This window comes from Pseudomonas sp. SWRI92 (assembly GCF_014268685.1).
Taxonomy (GTDB): Bacteria; Pseudomonadota; Gammaproteobacteria; order Pseudomonadales; family Pseudomonadaceae; genus Aquipseudomonas; species Aquipseudomonas marvdashtae.
The window spans coordinates 211,466-226,031 of the sequence record NZ_JABWQY010000003.1 but is presented as its reverse complement, the minus strand read 5'-3'; the positions used below and the strand labels follow the sequence as shown (position 1 = coordinate 226,031).

Below are 14,566 nucleotides of genomic sequence, written 5' to 3'. Positions count from 1 at the left end.
ACTGTGCCCGCTTGGAAGTGTGCTCGAAGCTTGAGTTATCGCTCGGACTTGGGCGTTGCGACTTTGTCCCGCAAGTAAACGGGTTGCGCATCGTCAGCCGGGATGGCTTCGCCGCGCTCCCAAGCGAAGCGTGCCAGGGTCAGCAGGTCTTCGGCATGGGGCAACATCGAGGCGTCCTGGCCGATGAGGCTGACGCCGATCCGCTCGCCATAGCCCCAGCCAGTCCCGGCACCGAACCAGTCGCCGCTGGTATCTGCCGGTAACGCCGCCGCTTCGGGAGGCAACACCGCTTCAGCACCGACCAGGCGCATCTCACCGGCAGTTTCGCGATAGCAGCCCCAATACACCTCATCCATGCGCGCATCGATGGCCGCTGCCACCTGACGTGCGCCGTGCTCACGCATGGCCCGCTGGGCCAGCACCGCCAGGTTCGACACCGGCAAGACTGGGCGTTCCAAGGCAAAGGCCAGGCCCTGCACGACGCCAATGGCGATGCGCACGCCGGTAAACGCCCCGGGGCCACGACCAAAGGCGACCGCATCCACGGCTTGCAAGGTGATTCCCGCATCGCTGAGCAATTGCTGGATCATCGGCAGCAATTTTTGCGCGTGCAGGCGCGGGATCACCTCGTAATGGCTCGTGACCTTGCCGTCATGCAGCAAGGCAACGGAGCAAGCTTCAGTCGCGGTGTCCAGGGCCAGCAAGGTGCTCATCAATGTGTCCGTAAATCAGGTGGGAAAAAAGTGCGCCAGTATAAACAACTCCGGCCCGCAAGCGGGCCGGAGTTGATGCAGCTGATCAGACTTTTCAGCTCAAGGCTGCAAGCACTTTGGCAGTGATTTCTTCAACCGAGCCGACGCCCGGGATGTGGCTGTACTTCGGCTTGCCGCCGTTATTGGCGGACAGATTCTGGTAGAACTCCACCAGCGGCTTGGTCTGGGAATGGTAGACCGACAGGCGATGACGCACGGTTTCTTCGGTGTCGTCCTTGCGCTGCACCAGTTCCTCACCGGTCAGGTCGTCCTTGCCTTCAGCTTTCGGAGGATTGTAGACCGTGTGGTAGACGCGCCCGGACGGCTCATGAACGCGTCGACCGGCAATGCGCTGGACGATTTCTTCGTCCTCGACAGCGATTTCGACGACCGCATCCAGCTCGACACCAGCGCTTACCAGCGCTTCAGCCTGGGGAATGGTCCGCGGGAAGCCATCGAACAGGAAGCCGTTGGCGCAGTCGGCTTGAGCAATACGGTCCTTGACCAGGGCGATGATCAGGTCATCCGATACCAGGCCGCCGGCATCCATGATGCTCTTGGCCTGAACACCCAGCGGAGTTCCAGCCTTGACCGCGGCGCGAAGCATGTCGCCAGTGGAGATTTGCGGGATACCGAATTTTTCGGTGATGAACTTTGCCTGAGTACCTTTACCGGCCCCGGGAGCTCCCAGCAGAATGACGCGCATCGATGTGCTCCTCAATTTTTTTATGTAAAACGCTCGGATTCGCCTCGTGGGGCCAATCTTCGAAAACAGGATCGTGACCGCCCAAACGGCCAAAGGCTGATCAAGATACACAGCAGGCCCGACCCACACAAGCCGCCGAAAGTCGGAGTAACCCGCGCCGCACGCGACCTTCGTAGGGGGTGATGAGAGTCGCAACCGGACAACAAACTGTCGCCTGGTCGACCTCCCTGCCCCTGCAAACAGCTACGCCCGGACATGCCGGGCGCGCTGTTTTTTGACCTTCCGGGAGATTAGCCGGTGTTGCGCAAACCGGCGGCAATCCCTGCCACAGACACCAGCAATGCCTGTTCCACGGGGCTGCCCTGGGCCACGTCCTGTTGCCGCGAACGGGCTAGCAGCTCGGCCTGCAACAGGTGCAGCGGGTCGAGGTAGGTATTGCGCAGGCGGATGAATTCCAGTGTGTCTGGGCTATGTGCCAGCAGCTGCGACTGACCAGTCAGGCCGAGGACCACCGAACAGGCCTGCGACAATAGGTCGCGTAAATGCTCACCCAGCGGCAACAGCGCCGGCTCCACCAAGCGCTCATCGTAGGAAAGCGCGATGTCGGCGTCGGCCTTGGCCAGCACCATCTCCAGCATATCGATGCGAGTCCGGAAGAACGGCCATTGCTCGCGCATCTGCGCGAGCAGTTGGCCCTCGCCCCGCTCCAGCGCCTTGCCCAGCGCCGTCTCCCAGCCGAGCCAGGCCGGCAACATCAGGCGGGTCTGGGTCCAGCCGAAGATCCACGGAATGGCCCGCAGGCTTTCGATACCGCCGGCGCGACGCTTGGCCGGACGGCTACCCAACGGCAGGCGGCCGAGCTCCTGCTCCGGCGTGGACTGACGGAAATACTCGACGAACTGCGGATTCTCACGCACCACGGCGCGGTACGCATTGACACCGTCAGCGGCCAATTCGTCCATCAGGTGCCGCCATTCGGGCGTGGGCGGCGGCGGTGGCAATAGGGTCGCTTCGAGCACCGCGGCGAGGTATAGATTGAGGTTTTGTTCGGCGATGTCCGGCAGGCCAAATTTGAAACGAATCATTTCGCCTTGTTCAGTGGTGCGGAAACGACCGGCCACCGAGCCCGGCGGCTGGGACAGAATCGCCGCATGCGCCGGGCCGCCACCACGGCCGACCGTGCCACCGCGACCATGGAACAGCAGCAGTTCGACTTGCTGCTCGCGGCAGATGTCCACCAGCCGCTCCTGGGCCCGATATTGCGCCCAGGCCGCCGCCGTGGTCCCGGCGTCCTTGGCCGAGTCGGAGTAACCGATCATGACTTCCTGCGGTCCTTGCAGGCGCGAGCGATAGCCCGGCAGCAACAACAGGCGCTCGATCACTGGCCCGGCATTGTCCAGGTCGGCGAGGGTTTCAAACAGCGGCACCACCCGCATCGGCCTCAGCACACCGGCTTCCTTGAGTAGCAGTTGCACCGCCAGTACATCGGAAGCCGCGCCGGCCATCGAGATCACGTAGGAACCCAGGGACGCCGCTGGCGCCGCCGCGACTTCACGACACGTCGCCAGGACTTCGGCAGTGTCGGCCGATGGCTTGAAGTGCGGCGGCAGCAAGGGACGACGGTTATTCAGCTCATCGAGCAGGAAGCCGATGCGCTGCTCCTCGTCCCATTCCTCGTAGCGCCCCAGTCCCAGGTAATCGGTGATTTCGGTCATGGCCGCCGTATGGCGCGTCGAGTCCTGGCGCACATCGAGACGCACCAGGAACAGCCCGAAGGTCACCGCCCGACGCAGGCAATCGAGCAGCGGTCCGTCGGCGATCACGCCCATGCCGCAGTCGTGCAACGACTGATAGCACAGCTCGAGCGGATCGAGCAGTTCACGATTGTTCTGCAATACCTCGGCGCTGGCCGGCGTCGTGGCTTTCAAGGAGGCCTGGGCCCAATTGCGCGTCGCCCGCAGGCGTTCGCGCAATTGCTTGAGCACCGCGCGATAGGGTTCGGCGCTGTCGCCGGCCTGGGCACGCAAGGCCTCGCTGGCGTTCTGCATGGACAAGTCGGCGGCCAGTTGATCAACGTCGCGCAGATACAGGTCCGCGGCCATCCAACGCGCCAGCAACAGCACTTCGCGAGTGACCGCCGCGGTGACGTTCGGGTTGCCATCCCGGTCGCCGCCCATCCACGAAGCAAAGCGTATCGGTGCGGCTTCCAGTGGCAGGCGCAGCCCGGTGGCGGCATGCAAGGCCTGGTCAGCCTTGCGCAGGTAATTGGGGATGGCGTGCCACAGCGAATGCTCGATCACCGCGAAACCCCACTTGGCCTCGTCCACCGGCGTGGGCCGGGTCCGGCGGATTTCTTCGGTGTGCCAGGCTTCGGCGATCAACCGCTGCAAGCGCGCGTGGATCTGCGCGCGCTCGGCGCTGGTGAGGTCGCGGTGGTCCTGGGCTGCCAGCTGCGCAGCGATGGCGTCGTATTTCTGGATCAGGGTGCGTCGGGCCACTTCCGTCGGGTGGGCGGTGAGCACCAGTTCGATATCCAGCCGCGCCAACTGCCGGGCCAGGGATTCGGCGCCATGGCCTTCGGCTCGCAGGCGCGCCAGTAATTCGGGCAGCACCCTTGCTTCGAACGGAGCCGGCTTCGATTCTTCGCGCCGATGGATCAGTTGGTACTGCTCGGCGATGTTGGCCAGGTTGAGAAACTGGTTGAACGCACGCGCCACCGGCAGCAGCTCATCCTCGCTCAATTGGTTGAGACTGGCGCTCAGCTCGGCGTCCATGGAGCCGCGACGGTCAGCCTTCGCGCCCTTGCGGATCTGCTCGATCTTGTCGAGAAAGGTGTCCCCGTACTGCTCGCGGATGGTGTTGCCCAGCAGCTCGCCAAGCAAGTGGACATCCTCACGCAAGCGGGCATCGATATCGGTCATCGGCAGTTCTCCAGCAAAAAGGTCCGGACAGCTTTGTAGAACACAGCTCCTGGGAAGAGAGTGCCGATGCCGGTCGTTTATGACAAGCGACGAAGGGACTTTAAACCTTGTCGGACAAAGCTAGTCTCATGAATAAGCCACACAACGGCTTGTCACTATCGCGCCTGCCACGAGCAGGCCCACTGAGGCCATCATGAAAATCCGTGAGCTCGCCCAGCATTGGGAAGAAAACGCCAAGGGTCACCTGACCCAGACCGGCTACTCGATTCATTTGGATGTGGAAGCGGCCGCGCGACTGGCGGCAATCTGCGACATGTACCCCAAGCGCCAGCCCGAGGAGCTGCTCGGCGAGCTGATCGGCGCGGCGCTGGAGGAGCTCGAAGCGAGCTTTCCCTACATCAAGGGTTCGCATGTCGTCGCCACCGACGAGGAAGGCGATCCGCTGTACGAAGATGTCGGTCCAACCCCGCGTTTTCTCGCGCTTTCCCGTCGTCACTTGCAGCAACTTTCTTCGCAGAACGACAAGTCCAGGCACTGACCTCCCCCCATCCGTTATTGCGCGATTCCCGGCACTGGACTTGATCTCAAGGTGCCGGGAATACCGCCGCGCGCCTTGAAAGTTCAGCTTTTTCGCGGCTGACCGATCAGTCAGCATTTCTTTTGGCGATTGGCCATCCTTGCCTGAACTTTTGAAAAACGCCTCGGGTCACACCGAGTAACCATACTGGAACGGCCGTTTAAATAAACGCGCCCTGGCGCCAGCGCCAAAACAGACGTCACGGCTTCGGTCCCAGCATGGATAAGTGTTTTTTTCAGGAGTTTTCCAATGGAGTTGAAGCCTATGAATACCTGCACTGCCAAACCCTCATCCACTGGCCTGCGCGGCCTGAAGTTGGCTGCCCTGGCTATCGGTAGCAGCTTCATCCTGGCCGGTTGTGCCGGCAATCCACCTTCTGAGCAGTACGCAGTCACGCAATCGGCGGTCAACAGCGCCGTCAGCGCCGGCGGTACCGAGTTCGCTGCAGTGGAAATGAAATCGGCCCAGGACAAGCTCAAGCAGGCCGAGATCGCCATGCACGACGAGAATTACGAAGAGGCCAAGCGTCTGGCCGAACAGGCCGAGTGGGACGCCCGCGTCGCCGAGCGCAAGGCCCAGGCCGCCAAAGCCGAACAAGCACTCAAGGATTCCCAGAAAGGGGTTCAGGAACTGCGTCAGGAAGGCATGAACAAGGTCCAGTAAGCCTGTTCACGCCACGACGTACTTCTCAACGATAAAAGGACGACAGACTATGACGCACAAACATTTCATGATGCCCGCCCTGCTCGCTGCCTGCGTAGCCCTGGCCGCTTGCTCCCACGACCCGAACGCGAACCTGGAACAGGCCCGCACCAACTACAACGGCCTGCAGGCCGATCCAGCCGCAACTAAAGTCGCCGCCCTGGAAACCAAGGACGCGGCCGATTTCCTGGCCAAGGCCGACAAGGCCTACCTGGACAAGGAAGACGAAGCCAAGGTTGACCAACTGGCCTACCTGACCAACCAGCGTGTCGAGGTGGCCAAACAGACCATCGCCCTGCGCAACGCCGAAGCCGAGCTGAAAAACGCCGGTGACGAACGCGCCCGCGCACTGCTCGAAGCCCGTAACGCGCAGATCAAGCAGCTGCAGGACAGCCTCAACGCCAAGCAGACCGAGCGCGGTACGCTGGTGACCTTCGGCGACGTGCTGTTTGCCACCAACAAGTCCGACCTGCGTACCAGCGGCATGACCAACGTGAGCAAACTGGCGCAGTTCCTCCAGGAAAACCCGGATCGCAAAGTGATCATCGAAGGGTATACCGACACCACCGGCTCCGACTCGTACAACCAGTCGCTGTCCGAGCGTCGCGCCAGCTCCGTGCGTACCGCCCTGGTGAAAATGGGCGTCGACCCAGCCCGCATCGTGACCCAGGGTTACGGCAAGGAATTCCCGGTGGCCGACAACACCAGCGTCTCTGGCCGTGCCATGAACCGTCGTGTGGAAGTGACCATCTCCAACGACAACCAGCCAGTCGCCCCACGTTCATCCATGAGCGCACAATGATCGGCTGACGGCATGACAAAAAGCCCCGCCCGGGTTCGCTCAGGCGGGGCTTTTTATGGGCTCACACAATGGAATCGCTCAAGGCTGCAGTTTTTGCGGCGTTTCCTGGCCCATGCAGCGCACGGCACGCTTCTTCTGGTTGATCAGCACGCCAGTCAGGCCTTTCTGCTCGGTGTCGAACAACACCAGCACGCCATCGATACATTGGGCGACCTGTGGCGCAGGCTCCAGGGCGACTTTGTAATCTTCACCCGGGACGGTCTTGAGCATGGTGAACTGGTCGAGCAGCAACGCATCCTCGGGCTTGGCGAAATGCAGGTAGCCGTAGTACCAGAGCACCGCGACGGTGCCGAGGATGCTGCAGATGCCGGTGATGATCAGGGGGATGGCGTTACGTTCTTCGCTCATTGCGGATTCTCAGGTGATTCAACGGATGATTTCGGGTAATTCGCAACCTCGCCCAGGCGGCGCAGGCCGTCGAAATGCTGGGGATCGTCGAGGTAGCGCAGCATCACGGTTCGCCAGGTCGGGTCGGCGAAGGTTTGTACATGCCCGCCCCGCGTCAATTGCAGGACTCGAGGCGGCGGCGCAGCTTGGTACAAGCGGATGCCATTGGAAAGGGGCACGATGGGATCGTCAAGGCTGTGGTAGATCAGTTTCGGCACGCCGGTCAGTTGCGCCATCGAGCCGATGGCGCTGTCACCGTCCGGCACCAGCCATGACAGCGGCACTTGCAACGCCCAGGTCAGCCATGACGTGCCCAAGGCAAAACGGCCGACGTCGCGATAACTGGCGGGCACGCCGTCGAGCACCAGCGCCTTGAGCTGCCGCTGGCGCTGGGGATGTTCGACAAGGTAATGCACCGCCAGCGCGCCGCCCAGGCTCTGGCCGAGCAACACCAGCGGCTTGCCCTGGACGTCGGGCGACTGGTCGAGCCATTGGAACGCCGCGTCAATGTCCTGATAGATCGCCGGCAGGCTCGGCTCACCTTCGGACACGCCATAGCCACGATAATCGACCATCAAGACTTGATAACCCTGCTCGGGCAACCACCAGCTCCCGCCCAGGTGCCAGGCCAGGTTGCCGCCATTGCCGTGCAGATGCAGCACCGTGCCCTTGACCTCGGCGCCCGGCTTGGCCGGCAGCCACCAGCCGCGCAGCTTCAGGCCGTCAGCGGTGGTCAGGGTGACATCGCGGTATTGGAGCTTGGCCCGCTCCGGCGTGAAAGGCAGGCCGCGCTCCGGGTAGAACAGCAGTGAGCTGCAACCGCTCAGGGCCAACAACAGGCAAATGATGCCGAGGGTTCGCATCCGGTGCAGCCTCGCAAGTCAGAAGTTGAACGCAGTCCCCCTGTGGTTGGACTTCGTGATGCTCAAAGGATGTTGGAATAATCCGCTTCGATCCGGTCCAGGCTCAGATGGTTCAAGAAGTTGGAGAAGCACATCCAGGCCGACAGCGCGTTCATGTCGCGAAATTGTTCGGGCAGATACTTGGGCGGGACGACCAGGCCTTCGTCCACCAGTTGCCGCAACGTGCGCATGTCCTCCAGGGTGGTCTTGCCGCAGAACAGCAGCGGCACTTGCTCCAGCTTGCCTTTGCGCACGGCCAGCTGAATATAGTTGTAAACCATGATGAAGCCCTTGAGGTAGGACAAGTCCTTGGTGAATGGCAGACCGGTCGGCACCGAGCCACGGAAAACCCGACTGGCGTTGCCATAGCTTTCGGCCATTTCAAAACCTTGCTCGCGGAAGAACTCGAACACCTGCAGGAAATCGGCCCCCTCCTCCACCATGTGGATGGCGCGGGTGCGGTTGGTGAGCTTGCGCAGGCGACTCGGGTAAGAGGCGAACGTGATGATTTCCATGAGGATCGCCAGGCCTTCCTGGGTCACCGTCGACGAGGGCGGCCCCTTGGACAGGAAGGTGCAGATCGGCTGGTTCAAACCGTTCAGGGTGGTGCCGACGTGCACCAATCCCTCATGGACTTCCAGGGCCCGCACGTCTCGCTCATTGAACATCGCATCGGTGCGAATCTTGATGTAGTCGGCGCCCGCCGCCGCGTCGGCCACGATGCCGTCGGACTCGAACACACGGATGGTTTCCTCGGCTTCGCCAAACACCCGGTTGAGGCGGTGTTGCAACAGGCTGACGGCTTCCTTGGCACTGAGCTCCTTGGGTTCGTCCTTGAGGTCGCCACGGCCGTCGATGTTATTCAGGTAATCAGAGAGCATCAGGCCCAGGTCGGCCAGGGTCGGGTCACCGGCATGGAAGGCGTCGGAGGCGGCGCCGTACAGCTCTTGGGAAATCAGCCCGAAATCCTCGGTGCCGCGCGCTTCGAGCATGCGCACCACCATGCGGTACTCCTTGCACATGCGCCGCATGATCTGGCCAACCGGGTTGAACTGCCCGAGTTGGCGGGTGATGTCGCGCTCGATGTTCTGGAATTCCAGCTTCACCTTGCTCGAATCGAACGCCAGCGGTCGGTTGAGGTAATAGTCGCGGTCCACGGCGGGCATTTCCTTGCCCTTGGCCTTGAGAAAGCCCTTGCGGATGTTCTCGTCCCACTTCACCGCGTCGAGAATGCGAATCGGCGTTTGCGCCAGCACAATGCGATCGGACAAGTTGCGTATCGTCTGCTGGTAATCGTCCACCCGGAACTCCTGTGAAAAAACGTCCGCTTGTTGCAGTTATTGGGGTTGGGTCAGTCGTTGGTAGCGCACGGCTTCCGAGAACACATCGGAGTTGGCCGGGTTGTCGAGGTAGCTGAAAACCTTGTCCATGTCACTGTCCACCAACACGCCGTCGCCTTCCCCGCTCTGGTTTGGCTGACCACTGAGAATCTTCTGTCCGATCGCCTGGTTGATCTGCTCCAGGTCCAGGTTGTAGACCACCAGCTCGTGTTTGTCGGTCAGTTCGAAGCCGGCGATCAGGAAATGCCCACCATAGCGCGCCGGCACTTTGGCCGACAGGTACCAGCGGCTGCCGTGACGGGAGACGGTCAGGGGAATGGCTTCGCGCTCCTGGGGCTTGGCCCTGAAGTAGCTGATCGCCTGGTAGCGGTGCTTGCCGACTTCCGTCAGCTCCAGGTTCAACGGTTCACCCCAGGCGTTGGTGCTGGTCCACTGCCCGAGCAGGCCCTTGGGTGCGGCTTCGCTGTCGGGCAGCGGCGCCTTGAACGACACCAGGCAACCACTTAGCAACAACAACGACACGGCCAGTACAACGGCACGCCAGGCTTTCATTTGAACTCCCTATGGTCTGTGGCGAGGGGATTTATCCCCGCTGGGCTGCGGAGCAGCCCCTTGCAGTCAGCTCAGTTAGCCAGATGTACCGAGTTGGCTGGTTTTGGGGCCGCTTCGCAGCCCAGCGGGGATAAATCCCCTCGCCACAAGGGCTGTGGTGAACCCATCTGGGTCACACCGACGCCAGTACCAGGTGCATGTAACGGGTCAGGATGCCGAGCATGTCTTCATCGGCTACCGGCTCGGCGCCATTGAGCAAGCCCTGATATTCCATCCGTCCGATAATCGCCGTCAACACTTTGGCATCCTGTTGCGGCTCGCGCGAGCCCAGAACCTGGAAAAACTGACACGTGCCGTGCAGCAAAATCTGCTGGTGGGAACGCACCAACTCCGCCAGGCGTGGGTTGAGCAGCGCTTCCTGGCGGAACGCCTGCTCGGCCATCAGGTAATCGCGACGACTCTGCAATTGATGCTGCACGTACTCCGCCGTCATCCGCGCGATGTCGTCCGCCAGTTGCGAGCGTGCTGCCGCGCTGCCGTCGCCATAGGCGACCATTTCGCGCAACAGGCCTTCATTGTTGGTCCACAGCTTGGCCATGAATGCCGCGCTGCGCTCCACATACTGGGCGAAGGTATCGGTGAGCAGGTCGTCGATGTCCTTGAAATAGTAAGTGGTGGCCGACAGCGGCACGCCCGCTTCAGCAGCCACCGCGCGGTGTCGCACTGCCCGCACGCCATCGCGCACCACGATGCGCATGGCCGCGTCGAGAATCTCCTGGCGGCGCTGTTCACTGCCCTGTCGGCTGGCCTTGCGGCCCTGGTACTGAACACTTTCAGCGACAGCAGTGGCGACGCCCGCTGCACCTTCTGGAGCCATTGCACGATTCACGACAGGTCTTTCCTCGCTAGTCAGAAGTAACCATTTGATACGTTTGTACCAGACAGGCAATAAAAAGCCGCCCATCGAGGCGGCTTTTTAATTGAAACACTTACGCTTGGGGCCGCATGTGCGGGAAGAGGATGACATCGCGGATCGACGGTGAGTTGGTCAACAACATCACCAGGCGATCGATCCCGATGCCTTCGCCAGCCGTCGGCGGCATGCCGTACTCCAGGGCACGGACGAAATCGGCGTCGTAGTGCATGGCTTCGTCGTCGCCCGCGTCCTTGTCGGCCACCTGGGCCATGAAGCGCTCGGCCTGGTCTTCCGCGTCGTTGAGCTCGGAGTAGGCGTTGGCGATTTCACGGCCACCGATAAACAGCTCGAAACGATCAGTCACGCTTGGGTTCTCGTCATTGCGACGGGCCAGCGGCGACACTTCGAACGGGTACTGGGTGATGAAGTGCGGCTGCTCCAGCTTGTGCTCGACCAGCTCTTCGAAAATCATCACCTGCAACTTGCCCAGGCCTTCGAAGCCAAGGACCTTGGCGCCGGCCTTCTTGGCGATGGCGCGAGCCTTGTCGATGTCCTGCAAGTCGGCCGCGGTGATATCCGGGTTGTACTTGAGGATCGAGTCGAACACCGACAGGCGCACGAACGGTTCGCCGAAATGGAACACCTTGTCGCCGTAAGGCACGTCGGTGGTGCCCAATACCAACTGCGCCAGCTCGCGGAACAGCTCTTCGGTCAGGTCCATGTTGTCTTCGTAGTCGGCGTAGGCCTGGTAGAACTCGAGCATGGTGAACTCAGGGTTGTGCCGGGTCGAGACGCCTTCGTTACGGAAGTTACGGTTGATCTCGAAGACCTTTTCAAATCCACCGACAACAAGCCGCTTGAGGTACAGCTCCGGCGCAATGCGCAAGAACATTTCCATGTCCAGGGCGTTGTGGTGGGTTTCGAACGGCTTGGCCGCCGCGCCGCCAGGAATGGTCTGCAACATCGGCGTCTCGACTTCGAGGAAGTCGCGCTTCATCAGGAAGCTGCGGATGTGGGCGATGACTTGCGAGCGGACACGGAACGTGTGGCGCACGTCTTCGTTGACGATCAGGTCGACGTAGCGCTGGCGATAGCGCTGCTCGGTGTCGGTCAGGCCGTGGTGCTTGTCCGGCAGCGGGCGCAAGGACTTGGTCAGCAGGCGCACGCTGGTCATTTCGACATACAGGTCGCCCTTGCCGGAACGGGCCAGGGTGCCTTCGGCGGCAATGATGTCGCCCAGGTCCCAGGTCTTGACGGCGGCCAGGGTTTCTTCCGGCAGGGTCTTGCGGTTGACGTAGACCTGGATGCGACCGGTCATGTCCTGGATCACCAGGAACGAACCACGGTCGAGCATGATGCGACCGGCAACCTTGACCGGAATCGCAGCCTCGGCCAGCTCTTCCTTGGTCTTGTCCGCATACTTCTTCTGCAGGGCGTCGCAGTACGAATCGCGGCGGAAGTCGTTAGGGAAGGCCTGGCCCTTGGCGCGCTCGGCAGCAAGCTTTTCCTTGCGCAGGGCGATCAGGGAGTTTTCTTCCTGTTGCAGGGCTTGCGGGTCGAGTTCTAGGTCGCTCATGTCTTTAAGGTTTCCATCACAGGTTCGTTGCCCCCGGCCCCGGGGCCGGAGTTTGTGGGCAAGCCGCGCTCCCGAAAAAGCGTGCCTGCCCACCGCGTGGGTGTCGCGTTACAGCCCTTGCTTGAGGCTGGCGATCAGGTATTCGTCGATGTCGCCGTCGAGCACTTTGTCACAGTCGCTGCGTTCGATGCTGGTGCGCAGGTCCTTGATCCGCGAGGCGTCGAGCACGTACGAACGGATCTGGTGACCCCAGCCGATGTCCGACTTGGTGTCTTCCAGCGCCTGGGACGCGGCATTGCGCTTCTGCACTTCCTGCTCGTACAAACGGGCCCGCAGCATTTTCATCGCGGTGTCTTTGTTCGCATGCTGGGAACGTTCGTTCTGGCAACTGACCACGGTGTTGGTCGGTACGTGGGTAATCCGTACGGCCGAGTCGGTGGTGTTGACGTGCTGGCCACCGGCACCGGAGGAGCGGTAGGTGTCGATGCGCAGGTCGGCAGGGTTGATCTCGATTTCGATGTTGTCATCGATTTCCGGCGAGACGAATACCGCCGAGAACGAGGTGTGCCGACGGTTGCCGGAGTCGAACGGGCTCTTGCGCACCAGGCGGTGCACGCCGATCTCTGTACGCAGCCAGCCAAAGGCGTATTCGCCCTTGATGTGCACGGTGGCGCCCTTGATCCCGGCGACTTCACCAGCGGACAGTTCCATGATGGTGGCGTCGAAACCGCGTTTGTCAGCCCAGCGCAGGTACATGCGCAGCAGGATGTTGGCCCAGTCCTGGGCTTCGGTGCCGCCGGAACCGGCCTGGATGTCCAGGTAGGCGTTGTTCATGTCCATTTCGCCGCTGAACATGCGACGGAATTCCAGCTTGGCCAGGGCCTCTTCGAGACGTGTCAGTTCGGCGACGACATCGCCGACCGCACCTTCGTCATTCTCTTCGACGGCCATGTCCAGCAGGTCGCGGCAATCGGCCAGGCCACTGGACATTTCGTCCAGGGTCTCGACGATCTGCGCCAGCGCAGAGCGCTCGCGGCCCAGCTCCTGGGCGTAGGAAGGGTTGTTCCAGACATTCGGATCTTCAAGCTCGCGATTGACTTCGGTCAGGCGCTCATGCTTTTGATCGTAGTCAAAGATACCCCCGAATAGTTTCGGAGCGCTCGGACAGGTCCTTGATGGTGTTCAGGATCGGGTTGATTTCCATGGCGGGCAGCACTCGTTGGCGAACTTTTGAAAGCCGGCGAGTATAACGTAATCAAGCGCCAGCGGCAGCCCGCCTGGCGGCTTTAGGAACACCAATTCCTGATACGCCACAGGTTCTGTGGCGAGGGAGCTGCTCCCTCGCCACGAAAGCCATCCCGCAGAGGCTTATTCGACTCCAACCCGATTACGCCCATTGTGCTTGGCCAGGTACAGCCCCTTGTCCGCCGCCGAAATCAGTTGCCGGCAATCGCCGCCCTGCTGTGGGATGAAGGTCGAGACGCCAATGCTGATGGTCAGGTTCTCGCCACCGTCAGGCGTGGCATGAGGGATTTTCAGGGCGACCACGCTCTGGCGCAGTTTCTCGGCCATCAACCGGGCGCCGCCAGGCGCGGTGCCCGGCAAAACCAGGGCGAATTCCTCGCCGCCGTAACGGGCCGGCAGGTCCGAAGGGCGGCTACAGGCATCGCGGATCGCCGTGGCGACCTTGCGCAGGGCTTCATCGCCCTCCAGGTGGCCGAAGTTGTCGTTGTAGGGCTTGAAGTAGTCCACGTCGATCATCAACAGCGACAGCTGGGTCTGGTCCCGTAGCGCCCTCCTCCACTCAAGCTCCAGGTATTCATCGAAGTGCCGACGGTTGGACAGCCCAGTGAGGCCATCGGAATTCATCAGCCGTTGCAACACCAGGTTGGTGTCGAGCAACTGCTGCTGGCTGACCCGCAAGGCGCGATAAGCTGCGTCGCGCTGCAGCAGCATCATGTAGGACCGCGAGTGATAACGGATGCGCGCCACCAGCTCGATGTTATCCGGCAATTTGACCAGGTAATCATTGGCCCCGGCGGCAAACGCCGCGCTCTTGACCAGCGGATCCTCCTTGGTGGAAAGGACAATGATCGGGATGTCACGGGTAGCCGGGTGGTTGCGGTATTCACGCACCAGGCTCAAGCCGTCGAGGCCTGGCATAACCAAGTCCTGGAGAATCACCGTCGGCTTGATACGAACGGCATGGGCGATGGCTTGGTGAGGGTCGGAGCAGAAGTGGAAATCGATGTTCTGTTCATTCGACAACCCGCGCCGCACCGCCTCGCCGATCATCGCCTGGTCGTCGACGAGCAAGACCATCGCGGCGTTCTCGTCGCGCTTGAAATCGTCGAGCTGTAAATCATTCATGGA

General features: G+C 61.6%; 14 protein-coding genes. 3 read left to right on the top strand and 11 right to left on the bottom strand.

Features of this window, described 5'->3' with window-relative positions; genetic code table 11:
* Positions 1–35: 35 nt before the first annotated feature.
* The 3 genes from tsaB to ppc form a co-directional block, all read right to left on the bottom strand.
* Positions 36–713 carry a tRNA (adenosine(37)-N6)-threonylcarbamoyltransferase complex dimerization subunit type 1 TsaB gene (gene tsaB / locus HU762_RS07565; protein WP_186634923.1) on the bottom strand — a complete coding sequence of 226 codons (678 nt, stop codon included), beginning with the start codon at positions 711–713 and terminating at the stop codon, positions 36–38.
* A 94-nt stretch (positions 714–807) separates the two neighbouring features.
* Positions 808–1,458, bottom strand: coding sequence for an adenylate kinase (gene adk / locus HU762_RS07560; protein WP_186634920.1), 651 nt, complete (start codon positions 1,456–1,458; stop codon positions 808–810).
* 290 nt (positions 1,459–1,748) lie between these two features.
* On the bottom strand, positions 1,749–4,379 hold the full coding sequence (gene ppc, locus HU762_RS07555) for a phosphoenolpyruvate carboxylase (RefSeq protein ID WP_186634917.1): 2,631 nt from the start codon (positions 4,377–4,379) through the stop codon (positions 1,749–1,751).
* A 193-nt stretch (positions 4,380–4,572) separates the two neighbouring features.
* On the opposite strand from ppc, the gene HU762_RS07550 reads away from it, so the two are divergent.
* The 3 genes from HU762_RS07550 (at position 4,573) to HU762_RS07540 (ending at position 6,460) form a co-directional block, all read left to right on the top strand.
* The gene (locus HU762_RS07550; RefSeq protein ID WP_186611161.1) at positions 4,573–4,917 is read left to right on the top strand and encodes a pilin assembly protein; all 345 of its coding nucleotides are present in this window, start codon (positions 4,573–4,575) and stop codon (positions 4,915–4,917) included.
* 288 nt (positions 4,918–5,205) lie between these two features.
* Positions 5,206–5,619: a DUF4398 domain-containing protein gene (locus tag HU762_RS07545; protein WP_014336761.1), complete on the top strand. Its 414-nt coding sequence runs from the start codon at positions 5,206–5,208 to the stop codon at positions 5,617–5,619.
* Positions 5,620–5,668: 49 nt separating this feature from the next.
* Positions 5,669–6,460 carry an OmpA family protein gene (locus HU762_RS07540; RefSeq protein ID WP_186634914.1) on the top strand — a complete coding sequence of 264 codons (792 nt, stop codon included), beginning with the start codon at positions 5,669–5,671 and terminating at the stop codon, positions 6,458–6,460.
* Between the two features lie 78 nt (positions 6,461–6,538).
* Here HU762_RS07540 and HU762_RS07535 read toward each other — a convergent pair whose 3' ends face one another.
* The 8 genes from HU762_RS07535 to HU762_RS07500 form a co-directional block, all read right to left on the bottom strand.
* On the bottom strand, positions 6,539–6,868 hold the full coding sequence (locus HU762_RS07535) for a hypothetical protein (RefSeq protein WP_186611159.1): 330 nt from the start codon (positions 6,866–6,868) through the stop codon (positions 6,539–6,541).
* Complete coding sequence (locus tag HU762_RS07530; protein WP_186634912.1) at positions 6,865–7,770, bottom strand: alpha/beta hydrolase; 906 nt, start codon at positions 7,768–7,770, stop codon at positions 6,865–6,867. The genes HU762_RS07535 and HU762_RS07530 overlap by 4 nt, the downstream gene beginning before the upstream one ends.
* A 62-nt stretch (positions 7,771–7,832) precedes the next feature.
* Entirely contained in the window at positions 7,833–9,110 is a 1,278-nt protein-coding gene (locus tag HU762_RS07525; protein ID WP_186634909.1) for a flavohemoglobin expression-modulating QEGLA motif protein, read from the bottom strand.
* A gap of 36 nt (positions 9,111–9,146) precedes the next feature.
* A complete protein-coding gene (locus HU762_RS07520; protein ID WP_186634906.1) occupies positions 9,147–9,701 on the bottom strand; it encodes a hypothetical protein in 555 nt (184 codons plus the stop codon).
* A 172-nt stretch (positions 9,702–9,873) separates the two neighbouring features.
* Positions 9,874–10,590, bottom strand: a complete 717-nt coding sequence (locus HU762_RS07515) for a TetR family transcriptional regulator (protein ID WP_186634903.1) — start codon at positions 10,588–10,590, stop codon at positions 9,874–9,876.
* A 100-nt stretch (positions 10,591–10,690) separates the two neighbouring features.
* Positions 10,691–12,193, bottom strand: coding sequence for a lysine--tRNA ligase (lysS, locus tag HU762_RS07510; RefSeq protein WP_186611154.1), 1,503 nt, complete (start codon positions 12,191–12,193; stop codon positions 10,691–10,693).
* A gap of 108 nt (positions 12,194–12,301) precedes the next feature.
* Positions 12,302–13,397, bottom strand: a protein-coding gene (prfB, locus tag HU762_RS07505) for a peptide chain release factor 2 (protein WP_186611153.1) whose coding sequence is annotated in 2 segments (ribosomal slippage) — positions 12,302–13,324 and positions 13,326–13,397 — 1,095 coding nt in all. Because the reading frame shifts where the segments join, the coding sequence is not laid out codon by codon here.
* A gap of 164 nt (positions 13,398–13,561) precedes the next feature.
* Entirely contained in the window at positions 13,562–14,563 is a 1,002-nt protein-coding gene (locus tag HU762_RS07500) for a diguanylate cyclase (protein WP_186634900.1), read from the bottom strand.
* Positions 14,564–14,566: the final 3 nt, after the last annotated feature.